This is a genomic window from Pilosibacter fragilis (assembly GCF_032490495.1).
GTDB classification, from domain to species: domain Bacteria; phylum Bacillota; class Clostridia; order Lachnospirales; family Lachnospiraceae; genus Pilosibacter; species Pilosibacter fragilis.
The window spans coordinates 175,550-194,289 of the sequence record NZ_JAVYJB010000002.1 but is presented as its reverse complement, the minus strand read 5'-3'; the positions used below and the strand labels follow the sequence as shown (position 1 = coordinate 194,289).

Here is an 18,740-nt window from a genome sequence, read left to right as displayed (position 1 = left end):
GGAGGTTAGGTGTGAGCTATGTCAAACGTAATCGTTAAAGATAACGAAAGTCTGGACAGCGCTTTACGCAGATTCAAAAGAAACTGCGCAAAGGCAGGTATTCAGCAGGAGATTCGTAAAAGAGAGCATTATGAGAAGCCGAGCGTAAGACGTAAAAAGAAGTCTGAAGCGGCAAGAAAGCGCAAGTACAACTAATAAGCGTACAGGGGCTGTTCCTTTAGGGATGGCTCCTTTTTCTTTTGCCTGATATGGATACTCGCAGTGGATAAAAATTCAGTTGCCGGATGCAGGTATGAGTATTATACTATTAGAAAATAAATATAAAATATAATGATTGTTTTCTTGCGGTCAGCGCAGCAGGCGTGCAGACCTGCTGCGCAGTTACAAGCAAACTATACAATTCGGAGGAAGAAAAATCATGGAGAAGAAAATTGAAAGTCTGATCAAAGAACACAAGATCATCGCAATTTTAAGAGGTGTGCCGTCCGAGAAGATCGTTGATGTTGCAAAGGCATTATATGATGGCGGAATCCGCCTTTTAGAGATCACTTTTAACCAGAAATCCGAGACAAAGCTCATTGATACACCGAACGCTATCCGCGCAGTCCGCGAGGCGCTGGGGGACAAGATGGTGATCGGAGCCGGAACCGTGATGTCTGTGGAGGAAGTTCGTGCGGCGAAAGAGGCAGGCGCATCCTTCGTACTTGCTCCGAATGTGGACGAGACTGTAATTAAAGAGACTGTAGCATGCGGTCTTGAGTCAATTCCGGGCGCTATGACTCCGTCTGAAATCGCTGACGCTTACCGTTACGGCGCATCTGTTGTAAAACTTTTCCCGGCAGGAAACCTTGGTCTTTCTTACTGTAAGGCTGTCATGGCACCAATCAACAACGTTCCGATGATCGCAGTTGGCGGTGTGGATGACAAGAACCTTCCAGACTTCTTAAAAGCTGGCTTTATCGGTCTTGGAATCGGTTCCAGCCTTACAAACAAGAAGATGATCGAAGAGGGCAGATACGATGAGTTGAAGGTCTTGGCTGAGGTTTATGTAAAAGCAGCAGAGAACTAAAACAACAGGAGAGCAGTCATAAAATGAAAAACTATACGATCACGATCGACACAGGAACAACGAATACCCGTGTGTACCTGTTTAATGAGAAATATGAGGCGGTGGCATCCGCAAAATCCGAGATCGGTGTCCGCATCACCGCTATCGACGGTAACAATAACCGCTTAAAGGCAGCAATCAAGGGCTGTCTTGAGGATGTCTTAAAGCAGGCTGATATTACATATGACGATGTAAAGCAGGTCGCTGCGTCCGGAATGATCACCTCCAACGTGGGACTCACAGAGATCCCTCACGTGGTTGCCCCGGCATCTGCAGAGGACCTTGCGAAGGCGGCAAAGAGTGTTCTTATCGAGGATGTATGCCCGCTCCCGATCCTCTTTATCCCGGGAGTGAAAAACCGCGACGGAAAGTTGGATCTTACGACCTTCGAGTCGATGGATATGATGCGCGGCGAGGAGGTTGAGACCGTTGCTGTGATCGAGAGCCTTCCAAAGGGACAACCGTATCTTCTCGTTCTTCCTGGTTCCCACACGAAGTTTGTCTCCGTGGACCGCGACGGAAAGATCACTGGCTGCCTCACAACGATCACGGGAGAGCTCCTCTCCGTTATCACAAACGATACCCTGATCGCGGATGCGGTTGGACATTCCTTCGCTTCTGAGGAGACTTATGCGAAAGAGTATGTTCTCGCGGGATACGAGACTGCCAGGAAGACGGGAATCGGCCGCGCATGTTTCTCTGCAAGGATCTTAAATACCTTCGCGGAGCCGGATAAGACGAAGATCGCAAGCTATGTTCTCGGCGCTGTCTTACAGAACGATATGGAGGCCGTAAAGAACAGCAGCGCGTTAAAATGCGATGCTGATACAACGGTTGTGATCTACGGGAAGAATCCCCTGAGAGAAGCTCTCATGGACCTCTTCGCTAAGGAGAATTTCTTTAGGCATGTGACGGAATTCATCCCGAAGGACTCCGTTCCTACATCTGCCAAAGGAGCCCTGCATATTGTATCTCTGACAGAAAAAAATAAGTAAAATTACGAAAACTCAGACAGAATTCACATCAATTTTATTGATCTATCACACAACTTAACACGTTCTAAGCGCCTGACAGCTTGACGGCAAGGGCTGGTTTTCCTAAAATAGATATGTATAAAGAATCTCTAAACTTTCTGAAAAAAATGGGAAGAGATTCAGAAGAAAATATCTAAAAAGGAGAGACTTGTTATGAAAAAACGAGTATTAAGCCTGGCCCTCGCCGCAGTAATGGCGGCATCCCTCACCGCATGCAGCGGTAATTCCACCACAACAGAGACAACGGCAGCTGCCGAGGAGACGAAAGCTGCTGAAAATGCAAATACAGAGAGCAAAGAGGCTGACGGTTCCGGCGTGGATGTATCCGACTGGAAGAATAAGACGGTTACATGTATCGTTCCTTACGATGCAGGCGGCGGTACCGATACAGTTATGCGTGCCTTAGCAGACGCAGCGAAGGGCTCCTTCAAGAATATTTCCGTTGAAAACCGTTCCGGCGGCGGCGGAGCGACAGGCATGCTCGCGGGTGCCAATGCCACGGCAGACGGAACTACCGTTACCATGATCACGGTAGAGCTCGCGACACTTGAGGCTATGGGGACAAACGCAGGACTTACATATTCCATGTTCAAGCCGATCATGATGGTAAACAGCGCATGCTCTGCCATCACGGTAAACGCGAAGGACGACCGTTTCAACACCATCGAGGATTTCATCAACTACGCGAAGGAGAACGAGGTCTCCATGGGCAATTCCGGTAACGGCGCGATCTGGCATCTTGCTGCGGCAGGCCTTGCAAAGGAGACAGGGGCGAAGTTCAAGCATGTCGCTTACGACGGAGCAGCAGGTGCGATCACAGACCTTCTCGGTGAGCATATCGATGCGGTAGCGGTTTCCTACGCAGAGGTTGCAAACTATGTTGAATCCGGAGATTTAAAGGTCCTTGCAGTTATGAATGATAAGCGTCTCGACGCGATCCCGGATGTTCCGACATGTAAAGAAGCCGGTTACAATGTAGTTCTCGGTACATGGAGAGGCCTCGGCGTTCCGGCAGGCACACCGGATTACGTCGTAGAGCAGCTTTACCAAATCTTCTCTGACGCGGCACAGTCCGACGCGTTCGTTGATTTCATGAACAAGTCTAACAATGTGATCGATATCATGGATGGACCGAGCTTCGAGGACAGGATCATTGCTGACCTTGACACTTACAAGGCTCTTGTAACCGATCTCGGATTAAAGATTCAGTAAATATCAAAAGGGAGCCGCGGTATCAGCCGTGGTTCCCATCTGGAGGCTCTGCTGGAGGAAACAATTTCCGGGTTCGGCAGAAAACGATATTATGAAGAATCGAGGTCTCAGCTATGAGAAAAGGAAATATTATTGCGGGCATTGTCTGCGCGGCAGTTGCCCTCTATGTCATCGTGACATGTCTCGGTTATCCGAGGGCGGAAGCTTACGGTACAGGTGTTCCGGGTCCGGGACTCTGGCCGGGCATCATCGCGGCGCTTCTCCTCATCTGCTCGGTCGGTCTGATCGCCGGAACCCTGATGATGAAAAAAGAAGATCTCCCGGAGCTTCCGATGTGGACACCGGGAACAAAGCGTGTGTACATTTCCATGGCGATCCTGCTGGTTTACATGTTGGTGTTGTCCACGGTTGGATTCATCATCCCGTCTGTGATCATGCTGTTTGCGTTCTGCCAGTGGTTCCACAGAGGGGCCGTCTGGAAAAATGCGGTGATCTCCATCGCGGTGATCCTTGTGATCTACTATGTATTCAAAAATTTCCTGAACGTGCCGATCGATTTCGGTATGTTCAGCATATAGGAGGGCTGAGATATGAGTTTCTTTCTTGAAGTTGTACAGTCAGCGTTCAGCCCGATGGTCTTATTCTACATGTTCGCGGGCGTTGCGGCGGGTATCTGCATCGGAGCACTTCCGGGACTGACCGCAACAATGGGTGTAGCACTTCTTCTTCCGCTTACCTTCGGTATGGATGCTACATCCGGTATCTTAATGTTGCTTGGGATTTATGTCGGCGCGATCTACGGTGGATCTATCTCCGCGATCCTCCTTCATACGCCTGGTACACCGGCATCCGCGGCCACAGCTATTGACGGATATCAGTTCTCCAAACGCGGTGAGGCGGGGCGCGCGCTCGGTATCGCCACACTTTCCAGCTATATCGGCGGTGTTGTGAGCTGTCTCTGCCTGTGGCTCATCAGCCCGCAGCTCGCGAAGCTTGCGTTAAAGTTCAGCTCGGCTGAGTTCTTTTTACTTGCGGTATTCGGCCTTTGTATCATCGCCAACATCTCCGGTGAGAACATGGCAAAGGGCCTGATCTGTGGATTCTTAGGAATCTTAACAGCTACCGTTGGTATCGACAGCGTAACAAGCTACATTCGTTTTACAGACAACGCGAACCTTCTCTCCGGTATCCAGTACATTCCGGTCATGATCGGCCTCTTCGCGATGAGCCAGGCCTTCGAGACCATCGAGGATATCTACAGCACCGACGAGATCGATGCGACGGTGACAAGACTTCTCCCGACAAAAGAAGATATGAAGACCATGTTCCGGGTCGCTCCGGTTACCGGTCTCATCGGAACCATCATCGGTATCATCCCCGGTGCAGGTGCCGATATCGGATCCTTCGTTGGATACAACACCGCCCGCGGCATGTCCAAACATCCGGAACTGTTCGGAAAAGGAAGCCCGGAGGCCGTAGCTGCTTCTGAGGGCGGCAACAACGGTGTAACCGGTGGTGCCATGATTCCGATGCTGACACTCGGTGTTCCGGGTGATGCTGTAGCAGCTATCATGATCGGCGCGTTAACGATCCAGGGTCTTACCCCGGGACCGATGCTCTTTAAGACCAACAAGGTTCTCGTTTACACGATCTTTCTTGGAATGTTCGTGGCAAACACCATCATGGTGCTCCTCGGATTCTCCTGTATCCGCCTTTTCACAAAGGTACTCAGCGTTCCGAAGACGATCCTCACACCGGTCATCTTCATCCTCTGCGTAGTGGGAAGCTATGCGATGAGGAGCAACTTCTACGATGTGGGAACGATGTTGATTGCAGGCGTGATCGGCTGGCTCATGGGTAAAGTAAAGATCCCGACAAGCCCGGCGATTCTCGGCCTGATCTTAGGCCCGATGGCTGAGAAGAACTTCCGCACCGCGCTCTTAAAGTCCAGCGGGAATGTGGGTGTATTCTTTAATACTCCGATCTGCTGGTTCTTCCTGGCCCTGATCGCGGTCACCCTGTTTGGCGCGGTCCGCGGACAAATAAAGAAAAAAGCGGAATAACCGTTAAGAAAAAATGTATAAAAATTCAGGGCACCCTGACCGGGTTTGAAATTAATGTCCAACGGTCAGGGCGCCTTTTTTGGTAAAAAGCTACAAAAATCATGAAAAACCGTATGGAATTGAAAGTATCTTTTGTGAAGACTTTCCATAAAACCATTGACAAGTTGTTCACAAACGTCTACAATATGTCGTGTAAAAATTTCATAAAGAAACCTAAAAAATCGTTAAGAAAGTATTAGGAAAGAGAAAAGGAGTAGTTTTATGAGAAAAAGAGTAGTATCGCTCGCAATGGCAGCAGCTATGGCTCTCTCCCTGACAGCTTGCGGAAGCAGCTCCAGCAAAACAGAGACAACTGCAGCAGCGACAGAGGCAGCAAAAACAGAGACAACTGCAGCAGCTGAGGGGGCAGCAACAGAGGCAGCAGCTTCTGGCGTTGACACATCCGCATGGAAGGATAAAACAGTTACATGTATCGTTCCTTACGATGCAGGCGGCGGTACCGATACAGTTATGCGTGCTTTAGCAGACGCAGCGAAGGGTTCCTTCAAAAACATCTCCGTAGAGAACCGTTCCGGCGGCGGCGGAGCAACCGGTATGCTCGCTGGCGCAAACGCTAAGGCTGATGGCACAACCGTTACCATGATCACAGTAGAGCTTGCAACTCTTGAGGCTATGGGAACAAACGCTGGTCTTACATATTCCATGTTCAAACCGATCATGATGGTAAACAGCGCATGTGCAGCGATCACAGTAAACGCAAAAGATGACCGTTTCAACACGATCGAAGACTTCATCAACTACGCAAAAGAGAACGAGGTTTCCATGGGTAACTCCGGTAACGGCGCGATCTGGCACCTTGCAGCAGCAGGTCTTGCAAAAGAGACAGGCGCTCAGTTCAAACACGTTGCTTACGATGGAGCAGCAGGTGCGATCACAGACCTTCTTGGTGAGCATATTGACGCAGTAGCAGTTTCCTACGCTGAGGTTGCTAACTACGTTGAGTCCGGCGATTTAAAGGTTCTTGCAGTTATGAACGACAAACGTCTTGATTCCATTCCGGACGTTCCGACATGCCAGGAAGCTGGTTACGATGTAGTTCTTGGTACATGGAGAGGTCTTGGTGTTCCGAAGGATACTCCGGACGAGGTTGTTGACCAGCTCTATGAGATCTTCTCTCAGGCAGCACAGTCTGACGCATTCGTTGACTTCATGAACAAGTCCAACAACGTGATCGACGTTCTTGACGGCGCTACATTTGAGGAGCGTATCAAATCTGACCTTGAGACATACACAGCTCTGGTTACAGATCTTGGTCTGAAAGTACAGTAATGTAAACTGACTTAACGGGGAGTGGGAAACCCACTCCCCGGTTTTGTCTGCGAGGGCTTTCCCCAGGGAGACCTCTGTGAGACAGTTGTTTTAGAATGGAGTTTCAATATGAGAAAAGGAAATATTATCGCAGGTCTGATCTGCGCAGCTTTAGCTGTTTATGTGATCGTTACCTGTCTTGGCTATCCGAGAGCAGAAGCTTACGGTACAGGCGTTCCGGGTCCGGGACTCTGGCCGGGCATCATCGCAGCACTTCTTCTGATCTGTTCCGTAGGCCTTATCGTCGTTACCCTGATGATGAAAAAAGACCAGTTCCCGGAGCTTCCGATGTGGACACCGGGTACAAAACGTGTATACATTTCCATGGCGATCCTGCTTGTATACATGCTGGTATTATCTACACTTGGATTTATCATCCCGTCAGTGATCATGCTGTTCGCTTTCTGCCAGTGGTTCCATAAAGGCGCTTTCTGGAAAAACGCACTGATCTCCGTGATCGTAGTCCTGGCAATTTACTTTGTTTTCAAGAACTTCCTGAATGTGCCGATCGACTTCGGTATGTTCAGCATTTAAAGAAAGGGGTAGCAGAATGAGTTTCTTTTTAGAAGTATTTCAGAGCGCGTTCAGCCCCATGGTACTGTTCTACATGATCGCAGGCGTAGCAGCCGGAATCTGTATCGGAGCACTGCCGGGACTTACCGCAACTATGGGTGTAGCCCTTCTTCTGCCGCTTACATTCGGTATGGATGCCACAGCAGGTATCCTCATGTTACTTGGAATTTACGTGGGAGCAATCTATGGCGGATCTATTTCCGCGATCCTTTTACATACACCGGGTACACCGGCCTCTGCTGCAACCGCTATTGATGGATATCAGTTCTCCAAGCGCGGTGAGGCAGGACGTGCACTCGGTATCGCAACACTTTCCAGTTATGTGGGCGGTGTTGTCAGCGTTCTCTGCTTATGGCTCATCAGCCCGCAGCTTGCGAAGCTTGCATTAAAGTTCAGCTCTGCTGAGTTCTTCTTACTCGCGGTATTCGGACTCTGTATCATTGCCAACATCTCCGGCGAGAATATGGCAAAGGGCTTGATCTGCGGATTCTTAGGAATCTTAACAGCTACTGTCGGTATCGACAGCGTAACAAGCTACATCCGTTTCACAGACAACGCAAACCTTCTCTCCGGTATCCAGTACATTCCGGTTATGATCGGTCTGTTCGCGATGAGCCAGGCTTTCGAGACCATTGAGGATATCTACAGCACGGATGAGATCGATGCGAGCGTAACAAGACTTCTTCCGACAAAGGAGGATGTGAAGACGATCCTTCGTGTTGCTCCGGTTACGGGCCTCATCGGAACCATGATCGGTATCATCCCTGGTGCCGGTGCCGATATCGGATCCTTCGTTGGATACAACACTGCCCGCGGCATGTCCAAACATCCGGAACAGTTCGGTAAAGGAAGCCCGGAGGCAGTAGCTGCTTCTGAGGGTGGTAACAACGGTGTAACCGGTGGTGCCATGATCCCGATGCTGACACTCGGTGTTCCGGGTGATGCCGTAGCAGCCATCATGATCGGTGCGTTGACGATCCAGGGTCTTACCCCGGGACCGATGCTCTTTAAGACAAACAAGGTCCTCGTTTATACGATCTTCCTTGGAATGTTTGTGGCAAACACCATCATGGTACTCCTCGGATTCTCCTGCATCCGCCTTTTCACAAAGGTATTGAGCGTTCCGAAGACGATCCTTACACCGGTCATTTTCATCCTCTGCGTCGTAGGAAGCTACGCGATGAGAAGTAACTTCTACGATGTGGGAACGATGTTGATTGCAGGCGTGATCGGCTGGCTCATGGGTAAAGTAAAGATCCCGACAAGCCCGGCGATCCTCGGCCTGATCTTAGGGCCGATGGCTGAGAAGAATTTCCGTACCGCACTGTTAAAGTCCAGTGGTAACCCGGTCGTATTCTTCAACACCCCGATCTGCTGGTTCTTTCTTGCCCTGATCGCGTTCACACTGTTTGGTGCGATCCGCGGACAGTTAAAGAAGAAAACAAATTAAAAATTGTGAATTTTTAAGCCGCGTCTGCTCTCCGGTTTTGTGCCGGGGAGAGGGGCGGCTTTTGTAATAGAAAATTTTGAGGAATTTCCTGTATATGGCGAAAGGATGCCGGTTGACAGAAGGCAGGAAAGAATAATGGAAAGACATGGCGCATAAGATTTTGCAAGGCATAATTCGGCGGAGTAAGACATGAGAGGGCAGAAAAACGATGATGTTACCCGGACGGACTCCGCCGGGGTGTTTGCGGACGCATTGGGCGGGGAGACGCTTTTGACGCTCATCGGGACACGGGCGGTACATATTGAAAATTACAGGAGCATTCTTGTATACACGGATACGGAGATCAGAATCCAATGCAGGCACTATATTCTTTCTGTCTCCGGGAAAAAGTTAAAGATCTGCTATTACGATAAAGATGAGATGAAAATATCCGGCCGCCTGGAGGTGATCCGGTTTGAATAGATTTGAAAAATTGTGGGAGGGAAGCGTGAAAGTCCGGATCGATGGGAGAGGGATGGAGCGCTTTTTTAATATCGCGGCGCAGAGAGGGATCGTGATCGAAAAAATCGAGACAAAAGAGATCCCTGCTGCGGAATATGACGGCAATCGGCATGATCGATATGATAACCATGTTGAAAAGAAAGAATTGGAAAAAGAGGACAAGAAACAGGGGAAAACTGTCTGCTTCGAGATATCACCGAGAAACTTTAAACGTCTGAAGCCGATCGCCCGGAAAACAGATGTCCGTCTGCGGATCACGGAAAAGCACGGTTTTCCATTCTGGCTGATCCTGGGCCGCCGCAGAAGTCTCTGGGCCGGAGGTCTGGCAGCCTTTTTTCTGCTGATCTATCTTTCATCTTTTTATGTGTGGGACATTTCCTTTGATGGAAATCATCGTTTTACGGATGAGATGCTGCTGCATTTCATGGACACGATTCCGGTGCAGTGTGGGATGAGAAAAAAAGAGATTTCCTGTGGGGATCTGGAAAAACAGATCCGGAACGCGTTCCCGGAGATCGGCTGGGTATCCGCAGAACTGACCGGCACAAGGCTTACAGTCCATGTGCGGGAAAATGACGGGATCCTGAAGGCGGAGACCGGATCAGATGCGCCCTGTGAGCTCACAGCAGGATCAGATGGCACCGTGACAAAGATCATCGTCCGGAACGGGATTGTCAGGGTGAAAGCCGGGGACGAGGTGAAAACCGGGGATATCCTGGTCTCGGGGAAGCTTCCGATCTACGATGATTCCGAGACACTTGTGAAGACAAACTTAGTCCATGCGGATGCGGAAGTCTACGCAGAAACAACGAGAACGGTTACATGGAAGATCCCGGTTACGGAGGAGATCCGTGCGGGAACAGGAAAGAAACGCATGGGCGTGTTCTTTAAATTTCTGGATACGGAATTCTGTTTCCTGATGCCGGACCTAAAAAAAGAAAGCAGCTGGGAACTTTTCATGGAAGAATCCCAGCTCAGATTTTCGAAAAATTTTTACCTTCCGGTCTACGGCGGGATCCTCGCTGCCAGGGAATATATTCCCTACGAAAAAGTACTCACAAAATCAGAAGTTTCGGATTCTGCTGACCGGTATTTGAACGAATATATGCAAAATCTCACCGAAAAAGGTATACAAATCCTTGGTAGTGATGTTAAAATAGAGAGAAGTGAATCACACTGGAAGATTCATGGAACACTGACGGTGGTGGAGGACATCGCGAAAGAATCCCCCATGCCGGAAGATCAGGAGGAGATTCAGACAGTAGATGAGCATCATTGAGACAATCATAGACATTCCTGCAGAGCATGAACGGAAGGTCTGCGGACAGTTTGACAGTTATCTGAAGAAAATCGAGCGGACGCTTCACGTATCCATGGTGGCGCGGGATGGGGAGATCAAGGTCATTGGACCGGATCATGCCGTAAAACGTGCCAAGAGCGTGTTTTCGACGCTTCTGGAGCTTTCGAAGCGGGGCGAAGAGATCGGGGAACAGAACGTGGATTACGCTCTGGCTCTTTCCTTTGAAGATAAGGACACGGAAATGCTTTCCCTGGACCGCGATATCATCTGTCACACCATAAATGGAAAACCGGTAAAACCGAAGACACTGGGACAGAAGCAGTATATCGATCTGATCCGGAAAAAAATGATCGTGTTCGGCGTGGGACCTGCGGGAACCGGAAAAACGTATCTTGGCATGTCCATGGCAATCCAGGCCTTTAAGAATGGAGAGGTGGGCAGGATCATCCTGACACGTCCGGCCATCGAGGCGGGAGAGAAATTAGGCTTCCTTCCGGGCGACCTTCAGAGCAAGATCGATCCGTACCTGCGCCCACTTTACGACGCCCTCTACCAGATCATGGGCGCGGACAGCTATCTTCACAATTCAGAGAAAGGCCTGATCGAGGTGGCGCCTCTCGCCTACATGCGCGGACGTACCTTAGATAACGCCTTTATTATCCTGGATGAGGCCCAGAATACGACCCAGGCACAGATGAAAATGTTCCTTACAAGGATCGGTTTCGGTTCCAAGGTCATCATCACCGGCGACCAGTCCCAGAAGGATCTGCCTGCAGGCCAGGTATCCGGCCTCGACGTGGCGCTTAAGGTACTGAAGAATATCAACGATATCGGAATCTGCCGGTTCTCCAACGAGGACGTGGTAAGACATCCGCTTGTCCAGAAGATCGTAAAGGCATATGATGAATATGAAGGCCGTGAGAAACCGGAGAGAAGATCTTACACGGAACATGGAAAAAGCGGCCGGGAAGGACGGGAACAGAGATGACAGTGACAGTGGAGTACGAAGCGGAGGAAAAACTGGATCTTCCGTACGAAGAGATCATTAAAAACGTGATCGAGGAATCCCTGGATTATGTAGAATGCCCGTATGACGCGGAGGTGAATGTCCTCCTTACGGATAATGCCGGGATCCACCAGATCAACCTTGATATGCGCGGGATTGACAACCCGACAGACGTTTTGTCGTTCCCGATGTGTGATTTTGAGACACCGGGCGACTTTTCCCATCTGGAAGAGACGCCGGAGGAATACTTCGACCCGGATACAGGGGAATTACTTATGGGGGATATCGTAATTTCCGTGGATAAGGTGAAAGAGCAGGCTGAGAAGTATGGCCACTCTCAGACGAGAGAGCTGGCATTCTTAGTAGCGCACAGCATGCTTCATTTATCCGGCTACGACCATATGGAGGATGAGGAGCGGATCCAGATGGAGGACATGCAGAGAGAAATTCTGGAACGGAGGGGTTACAGGAGATGAGAAAACGGGGCAGAGCATTTATTATTGGTATTGGAATCATGATGGCAGCGGCAGCTCTTTCCGGGTGCGGAAAGAAGGCTGAGGAAGCAGCTGTGACAACGGAGGCGCCCACAGAGACGCCGGAAGAGACGAAGACCATCGTTCTTGAGACAGAACCGACGACGGAGGCGGAGACGGAGCCGGAAGGCCCGGAGGAGCGCAAAGAGGTCGACGGAAAGATCCAGAGTTACCTGACCGGTGAGATGGTGGACGTGGCGAAGGCCAACAGACGGCCTGTCGCGGTCATGATGAGCAATGATAAGGCATCCCTGCCTCAGTACGGCATCAACCGGGCAGATGTGGTCTACGAGGCGCCGGTGGAGGGCGATATGAACCGCTACATGGCGATCTTCGAGGACTATGATGATATCGAGCGGATCGGTTCCGTCAGAAGCTGCCGTACCTATTATACATATTTCGCAAGAGAGTACGATGCGATCTATGCCCATTACGGACAGAGCACCTTCGCAGTTCCGTATCTGAAAAGTGTGGACAACATCAACGGTGTCGATGGCACAGGCGGAAATGCGTTCTACCGCACAAAGGACAAGAAGGCACCGCATAACGCCTATACAAGTGGCGCGAAATTAAATAAGACCATCGGCCAGCTGGGCTACCGCACTTCCTACAGCGATACCTACACGGGACATTTCCAGTTCTCGAAGAATGCGTATGTCCCGGCGGAATCCGACGCGAAGGACGCGTACAAGTTCTACCCGTCCTACACGATGAATAATCCGTGGTTCGAGTACAATGAGAGTGACGGAAAGTATCACCGTTTCCAGTACGGCGGAAAGCACAACGGCGACGGCGGGCAGATTGCGGTCAATAATGTCATTTTCCAGTATGTGGAGTGGGGACATTACGCCAGCACCGATTATCTCAATATCAACGTTCACAAGGGTGGAGCGGGTTATGTATTTACAGGCGGAAAGTGCGTTCCTGTGTCCTGGAAGAAGGACGGGGACTTCGGACCGACCCGCTACTATGACTCTGAAGGAAAGGAAGTCATGCTTAACAAAGGAAAGACCTGGATCTGCATTGTAGGCGCAGACAGGTACAGTAAAGCTGAGATTTATGGAAAGTAACAGACAGAAAAAGAAAAAGGAATCCAATTTCGTTGTCCAGGGAAGTATCCTGGCAGTGGCATCTATCGTCGTGAGGATCATCGGAATCGCTTACCGTATTCCGATGATCAACATCATCGGCGATGAAGGAATGGGATATTACGGAACAGCATTTAATGTATACAATATTGCACTGCTTCTCTCATCCTACAGCCTGCCGCTCGCTGTGTCGAAAATGGTTTCCGCGAGACTTGCGGGAAAGCAGTACCGGAACGCAGCGAGAATCTTACGCGCGGCGCTCTGTTATGCCACCATCGTGGGTGCCTTTGCGGCTGCGGTGATCTGGTTCGGTGCTGATTTCTTCGCGAAAGACGTATTTTTTATGCCCTATGCGGCATTCGCGCTAAGGACATTAGCCCCGACGGTATGGATCATGGCCTATCTCGGCGTGTTCCGCGGATATTTCCAGGGACAGGGCACCATGGTGCCCACCGCCTTTTCCCAGGTCTTTGAGCAGATCGTAAACGCCATCGTCAGCGTTGCGGCGGGAAGCTTCCTCTTTAACGAGGCGTTAAAGACAGAAGTGTTAAAGAATCAGACGGGAGACGGATATTCCAACGCCTGGGGCGCTGCCGGCGGCACCATCGGTACAGGTGCGGGCGCGTTTACCGCATTGATCTTCCTGCTGTTTTTATTTGCAGCCTGCGCAAAGATGAGAAAGCGCCAGATCAGGAGAGACCAGACGGAGATCCTGGAGAGCTACAGGGACATCACAAGAATCCTGTTCTTCACGGTAGTTCCGGTCATCTTGAGCTCCGCGATCTACAACTTAAACAGCGTGCTGGACAACGGAATCCTTGCGTACAATTTTAAGACTCTCGGACAGGGGGATGAGTTTGCCTCCATTTGGGGTGTGTATACAGGAAAATACCATCTGCTGATCAACGTGCCGATGGCGATCTCAAATGCCCTTTCTTCCTCTCTGATCCCGTCCGTATCAAGGGCGGTGGCTATGGGAGATAAGAAACTTGTGAGAGAGCGCGTGGCATCCGCGATCCGGTTCTCCTGTATCGTTGCGATCCCGTCTACGGTGGGACTCACGGTGCTTGCGGGACCGGTAAACAACCTTTTGTTCTCCGGGGATAATTCCCTGGCGATCCGGATGACGATTTACGGTTCCCTTGCGGTGGTATTCTACTCCGTGTCCACGGTCACAAACGCGATCCTTCAGGGCATCGATAAAATGCGCCTTCCGATCTTCCACGCGGTGATCTCCCTGGTGCTTCACCTGATCGCCCTGGAGATCATGGCTCTCGGATTCCACATGGGAATCTACAGCATGGTATTCTCGAATATCCTGTTCGCGCTCTTCATGGTCTTGATGAACGCGAGATCAATCCGGAAGCTTCTCGGCTACCGGCAGGAGATGAAGAAAACGGTGATCATTCCGGTGATCGCCTCCGCGGTGATGGGAATCTTCACCTTCGGTTCCTACCAGCTCGCGCATCTCGCGGTGAAGAGCAACGCGATTTCTACGTTGTTTGCGATGATGATCGCAGTAGTTGTTTATGGCGTGCTGCTTATTAAGCTTGGGGCATTGTCCGCGGCAGAGTTAAAGACGATGCCGGGCGGAACGAAGCTCCTGAGAGTGTTCAGAAAACTGCATCTGATGTAGAGGCGGAAAGTACAGAAATAAACCGGGACAGCTGACTGTCAGTGCATGGACAAAAATTTGGTTTTTATGTGTTTAAAAATAGAAAAGAAAGCAGATAATACTTTCAAAGGAGGAATATTCCTATGAAAAAGTATGTATCCTGCTTTCTTTTCTTTTTCTTACTGACATCCGCGAGCTTGATCACATTGTTTCTCATGACGGTCGGGGAGGAAGCCCAGAGGGCGGAAGAGGTACAGATGCAGGAATCTGTGGAGGAACCGGTATTTGCGAAGGAGACAAAAGAGGAGATCCATGTGGTCTTGAATATGGAGCAGGTTGAAAATCAGACCGTGGCGGAGGATGAGGAACGGTATTTCCTTGTGGCGGAGGAAGGTTATCTCATCGTTTATGATAAAGGACAGGAGACCACAGACCTCTTCACCCATATGCCCCTGGCGGAATTCCCGGCGGAGGAGCAGGAGCGGCTGATGACGGGGATCTGGTTTCCGACAATGGCTGAAATTTTCAGTTATCTGGAGTCTTACAGCAGTTAAAATTTCGCCCGGAAAGTCAATTTGAGGTACTTTTTGCCTGAAATGGGTAAGATGCGGAACAGTTACTACTTGAAATTTTTGCGTCAGGTCGATATACTAGTATAAAAATTGTGTAATTGCCTGGCAGATCTGCGCACTTGCTGCGCTGACCGTAAGAAAACTTGGCGGCGGAAAGCGAAAGTCCCATCGGCGGAGCCGAGCTGGAATGGATTTTGCACGTAACTGTGAGGGTGCTGAACAGTTAAGGAATTGTTTGATACTGGGGTAGAAGTCTTAAAGTCTGGAAATCGGTCTCAGATCACAGGAAAAACCGGAGACAGGGAGAAAAAGAATGGCGGAGAACTTTAGAGGACGGAAAGGAATCATTATCGGCGGCGGCGCATCGGGACTTATGGCTGCGATCACGGCGGCAGAGCAGGGCGCGGCTGTTACAGTAATCGAGCACACGGCCCGTCCGGGAAAGAAGATCCTGTCCACAGGAAACGGAAAATGCAATCTGACGAACCTCTATATGGATCCGTCCTTCTACCGGAGCGATGAAAAGGGCTTTTGGGGGACTGCGATCCGAAATTTCCCGCCGAAGGCAGCAGTCGCGTTCTTTCGGAATCTCGGAGTCCTGACCATGGACCGCGGCGGATATGTCTACCCTATGTCCGGTCAGGCGCAGACGGTTCTGGATGCACTTTTAAGGGGTGCGAAAAGAGCCGGCGTTAAGATCGTCACCGGGTGCGAAGTGGAAAAGGCGGGAAGAAAAAAAGAACACTTTGAGGTCACAACGAATCTGGGAACCTTCACAGGGGATTTCCTGATCCTCGCCTGTGGATCGAAGGCAGCAAAGGCTACCGGATCCGACGGTAGCGGCTATGAGCTGGCGAAGCAGTTCGGACACCGGATCATAAAGCCTCTCCCGGCGCTCGTACAGCTCCGCTGTGAGGGAGATCTTCTCCCAAAAGCGTCCGGTGTCCGGGTGGATGCCCTTGTGAGCATCCAGACGGCGGATGGAAAGACGGCAGCAAAGGACCGCGGGGAACTGCAGATTACAGACTACGGAATCTCCGGCATTCCGGTATTTCAGGTGAGCCGGTACGCCGCAAAACTGCTGGACCAGAAAAAGAAAGTTCTGGCATCTTTAAATTTTCTGCCGGATCTTGATGAGACGAAGGTCCGGTATCTCTTGAGAGAACAGCGGGAAGTCCTTTCCGGGGAAACGGCGGAGGACTTTTTAAGCGGTATTTTTAATAAGAAATTAGCGTCGGTGCTTTTGAAGGCGGCGAAGATCCAGACGGACAAAAAAGCGGGTCTTCTGACATCGGAGGAGCTGGAACGTCTGGGTGCCACGATCCGGGAATTTAAGATCCCGGTGAAGGAGACAAATTCCTTTGAACAGGCCCAGATCTGCACCGGTGGTGTCGACACGGCAGAGATAGAAGCGGAGACCATGCAGTCGAAACGTGTTCCCGGCCTTTATATAGTCGGGGAGCTCCTGGATGTAGATGGAATCTGCGGCGGATATAATTTACAGTGGGCATGGTCCTCCGGGTACGCAGCCGGATGCCATGTGGCAGCAGGAATCGTTCCCGGGTATTTAAAAAACAGCCGTGCAGCAGGAAAAACGATGACGTTTTCCGGTGCGGAGGGAAACAGGACCCAGGGAAAACAGGAAAGGAAAAAACATACATATGATCCGGATCAATCAGCTCACACTTCCCGTGGACCACGGGGAAGAGGCCATAAAGAAAAAGGCGGCAAAGCTTCTAAAAGTCGATGAATCGGCGATCGGGGAGATCAGGATCGTCCATAGATCCATCGACGCGAGAAAGAAGCCGCAGCTGTTATTCAGCTATATTGTAGATGTGATGCTCGCGAACAGTAAAAGAGAAGGTACTGTCATCAAAAAGGCGGCGAACCAGAACATCCGGGCCGAAGGCTTCCGTCCATATGCGTACCCGGAGCACGGAACTGCGGAAATGAAAAAGCGCCCGGTGATCATCGGCGCCGGTCCTGCCGGAATGTTCGCGGCCCTGGCACTCTCCGAGAACGGCTGCGCTCCGATCCTTTTGGAGCAGGGAGATGCCGTGGAGGAGAGGACGAAAAGAGTAGAAGATTTCTGGAAGAACGGGGATGAGGCCCTGGATATCCGATCCAACGTCCAGTTCGGAGAGGGCGGAGCCGGAACATTCTCCGACGGAAAGTTAAATACACTGGTAAAGGATACCTCGGGAAGAAACGGGAAAGTTCTCTCCACGTTTGTGGAGATGGGAGCCGATCCTTCGATCCTTTACGACCATGCCCCACATATCGGAACAGATGTGCTGCGGGGTGTGGTTAAAAATATAAGAAACCGGATCATCGCCGGCGGCGGAGAGGTGCATTTCCGGACGGAAGTCACGAAAATTCTGGAAGAGAATGGAAGAGTCACCGGCGTGATGACTGCAGATGGCGCTGTGATTGAGACAGATCATGTGATCCTGTCCGTAGGACACAGTGCGAGAGACCTGTTCGCGGAGCTTGATCGGATGAAGGTCTTTATGGAACCGAAGCCGTTCGCGGTGGGACTCCGGATCCAGCACCCCCAGGCGCAGATCAATAAGAACCAGTATGGAATGGAGGACGCCGGAAAGCTCGGAGCGGCGCCCTATAAAGTGACGGCAAAGACCACCAGCGGCCGCGGTGTGTATTCATTCTGCATGTGCCCGGGCGGAATGGTGGTGAACGCGTCCTCAGAAAAGGGACATCTCGCTGTCAATGGAATGAGCAATTTTAAGAGAGACAGCGGTATCGCGAACAGTGCCCTGATCGTGGCTATCACCCCGGCGGATTTCCCGGAAGCAGGACCTTTGGGCGGCATCGCGTTCCAGAGAAGCCTGGAAGAGCGTGCGTTCGCCCTCGGCGGAGGAAAGATCCCGATCCAGCTCTACGGCGATTTCGCCGCGAACCGACCGACGGTGGCCCTGGGAGACGTAAATCCTGTGTTTTGCGGAGGTTTCTCCTTCGCGAACTTGCGGGAGCTGATGCCAGAGGCCTTAAACGGAGCGTTTCTGGAAGGAATGGAACAGTTCGGAAGACGGATCAAAGGGTTTGACCGTGCCGATGCTGTCCTTGCGGGAATCGAGAGCCGTACGTCATCACCGCTCAGGATCTGCCGCGATGAGAGCCTTCAGAGCAGTTTGAAAGGGCTTTATCCATGCGGCGAGGGAGCCGGGTACGCCGGGGGGATCACATCGGCGGCCATGGACGGCCTGAAGGTTGCGGAAGAGATCATAAAGCGATATGCGGCGGTCAGGTAGTCAAACGTAAACAGTCAGCAGTGCGTTAAATAGCACTGAGGATTCCGC

At 50.9% G+C, this 18,740-nt stretch carries 18 protein-coding genes; all 18 read left to right on the top strand.

Translation table 11 applies throughout. The annotated features are described in order from the left end of the window. Positions 1–18: 18 nt before the first annotated feature. On the top strand, positions 19–195 hold the full coding sequence (gene rpsU, locus ABCW45_RS02220) for a 30S ribosomal protein S21 (protein WP_003504099.1): 177 nt from the start codon (positions 19–21) through the stop codon (positions 193–195). Between the two features lie 223 nt (positions 196–418). Next, positions 419–1,069, top strand: a complete 651-nt coding sequence (locus tag ABCW45_RS02215) for a bifunctional 4-hydroxy-2-oxoglutarate aldolase/2-dehydro-3-deoxy-phosphogluconate aldolase (protein ID WP_343220162.1) — start codon at positions 419–421, stop codon at positions 1,067–1,069. Between the two features lie 23 nt (positions 1,070–1,092). Beyond that, the gene (locus tag ABCW45_RS02210; RefSeq protein WP_117471761.1) at positions 1,093–2,103 is read left to right on the top strand and encodes a 2-dehydro-3-deoxygalactonokinase; all 1,011 of its coding nucleotides are present in this window, start codon (positions 1,093–1,095) and stop codon (positions 2,101–2,103) included. A 192-nt stretch (positions 2,104–2,295) separates the two neighbouring features. After that, positions 2,296–3,354, top strand: coding sequence for a tripartite tricarboxylate transporter substrate binding protein (locus ABCW45_RS02205; RefSeq protein ID WP_343220161.1), 1,059 nt, complete (start codon positions 2,296–2,298; stop codon positions 3,352–3,354). 113 nt (positions 3,355–3,467) lie between these two features. Next, a complete protein-coding gene (locus ABCW45_RS02200) occupies positions 3,468–3,932 on the top strand; it encodes a tripartite tricarboxylate transporter TctB family protein (protein ID WP_117469481.1) in 465 nt (154 codons plus the stop codon). Positions 3,933–3,944: 12 nt separating this feature from the next. Further along, on the top strand, positions 3,945–5,417 hold the full coding sequence (locus tag ABCW45_RS02195; RefSeq protein WP_015554304.1) for a tripartite tricarboxylate transporter permease: 1,473 nt from the start codon (positions 3,945–3,947) through the stop codon (positions 5,415–5,417). A 261-nt stretch (positions 5,418–5,678) separates the two neighbouring features. After that, positions 5,679–6,746, top strand: a complete 1,068-nt coding sequence (locus ABCW45_RS02190; protein ID WP_117469482.1) for a tripartite tricarboxylate transporter substrate binding protein — start codon at positions 5,679–5,681, stop codon at positions 6,744–6,746. Between the two features lie 108 nt (positions 6,747–6,854). Further along, positions 6,855–7,319: a tripartite tricarboxylate transporter TctB family protein gene (locus tag ABCW45_RS02185; protein ID WP_021904345.1), complete on the top strand. Its 465-nt coding sequence runs from the start codon at positions 6,855–6,857 to the stop codon at positions 7,317–7,319. Positions 7,320–7,335: 16 nt separating this feature from the next. Further along, complete coding sequence (locus ABCW45_RS02180) at positions 7,336–8,808, top strand: tripartite tricarboxylate transporter permease (RefSeq protein WP_015554307.1); 1,473 nt, start codon at positions 7,336–7,338, stop codon at positions 8,806–8,808. A 189-nt stretch (positions 8,809–8,997) separates the two neighbouring features. After that, positions 8,998–9,270: a YabP/YqfC family sporulation protein gene (locus tag ABCW45_RS02175; RefSeq protein ID WP_015554308.1), complete on the top strand. Its 273-nt coding sequence runs from the start codon at positions 8,998–9,000 to the stop codon at positions 9,268–9,270. Beyond that, positions 9,263–10,588 carry a sporulation protein YqfD gene (locus ABCW45_RS02170; RefSeq protein WP_343220160.1) on the top strand — a complete coding sequence of 442 codons (1,326 nt, stop codon included), beginning with the start codon at positions 9,263–9,265 and terminating at the stop codon, positions 10,586–10,588. The genes ABCW45_RS02175 and ABCW45_RS02170 overlap by 8 nt, the downstream gene beginning before the upstream one ends. Next, positions 10,575–11,597 carry a PhoH family protein gene (locus tag ABCW45_RS02165; RefSeq protein ID WP_015554309.1) on the top strand — a complete coding sequence of 341 codons (1,023 nt, stop codon included), beginning with the start codon at positions 10,575–10,577 and terminating at the stop codon, positions 11,595–11,597. Before ABCW45_RS02170 ends, ABCW45_RS02165 begins: the two co-directional genes overlap by 14 nt. Then, positions 11,594–12,091, top strand: a complete 498-nt coding sequence (ybeY, locus tag ABCW45_RS02160) for an rRNA maturation RNase YbeY (RefSeq protein ID WP_021904350.1) — start codon at positions 11,594–11,596, stop codon at positions 12,089–12,091. The genes ABCW45_RS02165 and ybeY overlap by 4 nt, the downstream gene beginning before the upstream one ends. Further along, on the top strand, positions 12,088–13,218 hold the full coding sequence (locus ABCW45_RS02155) for a DUF3048 domain-containing protein (RefSeq protein WP_343220159.1): 1,131 nt from the start codon (positions 12,088–12,090) through the stop codon (positions 13,216–13,218). Before ybeY ends, ABCW45_RS02155 begins: the two co-directional genes overlap by 4 nt. Continuing rightward, positions 13,208–14,872, top strand: coding sequence for a putative polysaccharide biosynthesis protein (locus ABCW45_RS02150; RefSeq protein WP_343220158.1), 1,665 nt, complete (start codon positions 13,208–13,210; stop codon positions 14,870–14,872). Before ABCW45_RS02155 ends, ABCW45_RS02150 begins: the two co-directional genes overlap by 11 nt. Positions 14,873–14,994: 122 nt before the next feature. Next, the gene (locus tag ABCW45_RS02145) at positions 14,995–15,405 is read left to right on the top strand and encodes a hypothetical protein (RefSeq protein ID WP_015554313.1); all 411 of its coding nucleotides are present in this window, start codon (positions 14,995–14,997) and stop codon (positions 15,403–15,405) included. A 331-nt stretch (positions 15,406–15,736) separates the two neighbouring features. Beyond that, on the top strand, positions 15,737–17,173 hold the full coding sequence (locus ABCW45_RS02140; protein WP_117471768.1) for a BaiN/RdsA family NAD(P)/FAD-dependent oxidoreductase: 1,437 nt from the start codon (positions 15,737–15,739) through the stop codon (positions 17,171–17,173). Continuing rightward, positions 17,085–18,692: an NAD(P)/FAD-dependent oxidoreductase gene (locus tag ABCW45_RS02135; RefSeq protein ID WP_015554315.1), complete on the top strand. Its 1,608-nt coding sequence runs from the start codon at positions 17,085–17,087 to the stop codon at positions 18,690–18,692. Before ABCW45_RS02140 ends, ABCW45_RS02135 begins: the two co-directional genes overlap by 89 nt. Positions 18,693–18,740: the final 48 nt, after the last annotated feature.

Excerpts from the sequence above, each read along its gene's own strand:
- rpsU (WP_003504099.1), top strand. The coding sequence starts at position 19 with ATGTCAAACGTAATCGTTAAAGATAACGAAAGTCTGGACAGCGCTTTA.
- ABCW45_RS02215 (WP_343220162.1), top strand. The coding sequence starts at position 419 with ATGGAGAAGAAAATTGAAAGTCTGATCAAAGAACACAAGATCATCGCA.
- ABCW45_RS02210 (WP_117471761.1), top strand. The coding sequence starts at position 1,093 with ATGAAAAACTATACGATCACGATCGACACAGGAACAACGAATACCCGT.
- ABCW45_RS02205 (WP_343220161.1), top strand. The coding sequence starts at position 2,296 with ATGAAAAAACGAGTATTAAGCCTGGCCCTCGCCGCAGTAATGGCGGCA.
- ABCW45_RS02200 (WP_117469481.1), top strand. The coding sequence starts at position 3,468 with ATGAGAAAAGGAAATATTATTGCGGGCATTGTCTGCGCGGCAGTTGCC.
- ABCW45_RS02195 (WP_015554304.1), top strand. The coding sequence starts at position 3,945 with ATGAGTTTCTTTCTTGAAGTTGTACAGTCAGCGTTCAGCCCGATGGTC.
- ABCW45_RS02190 (WP_117469482.1), top strand. The coding sequence starts at position 5,679 with ATGAGAAAAAGAGTAGTATCGCTCGCAATGGCAGCAGCTATGGCTCTC.
- ABCW45_RS02185 (WP_021904345.1), top strand. The coding sequence starts at position 6,855 with ATGAGAAAAGGAAATATTATCGCAGGTCTGATCTGCGCAGCTTTAGCT.
- ABCW45_RS02180 (WP_015554307.1), top strand. The coding sequence starts at position 7,336 with ATGAGTTTCTTTTTAGAAGTATTTCAGAGCGCGTTCAGCCCCATGGTA.
- ABCW45_RS02175 (WP_015554308.1), top strand. The coding sequence starts at position 8,998 with ATGAGAGGGCAGAAAAACGATGATGTTACCCGGACGGACTCCGCCGGG.
- ABCW45_RS02165 (WP_015554309.1), top strand. The coding sequence starts at position 10,575 with ATGAGCATCATTGAGACAATCATAGACATTCCTGCAGAGCATGAACGG.
- ybeY (WP_021904350.1), top strand. The coding sequence starts at position 11,594 with ATGACAGTGACAGTGGAGTACGAAGCGGAGGAAAAACTGGATCTTCCG.
- ABCW45_RS02155 (WP_343220159.1), top strand. The coding sequence starts at position 12,088 with ATGAGAAAACGGGGCAGAGCATTTATTATTGGTATTGGAATCATGATG.
- ABCW45_RS02150 (WP_343220158.1), top strand. The coding sequence starts at position 13,208 with ATGGAAAGTAACAGACAGAAAAAGAAAAAGGAATCCAATTTCGTTGTC.
- ABCW45_RS02145 (WP_015554313.1), top strand. The coding sequence starts at position 14,995 with ATGAAAAAGTATGTATCCTGCTTTCTTTTCTTTTTCTTACTGACATCC.
- ABCW45_RS02140 (WP_117471768.1), top strand. The coding sequence starts at position 15,737 with ATGGCGGAGAACTTTAGAGGACGGAAAGGAATCATTATCGGCGGCGGC.
- ABCW45_RS02135 (WP_015554315.1), top strand. The coding sequence starts at position 17,085 with ATGATCCGGATCAATCAGCTCACACTTCCCGTGGACCACGGGGAAGAG.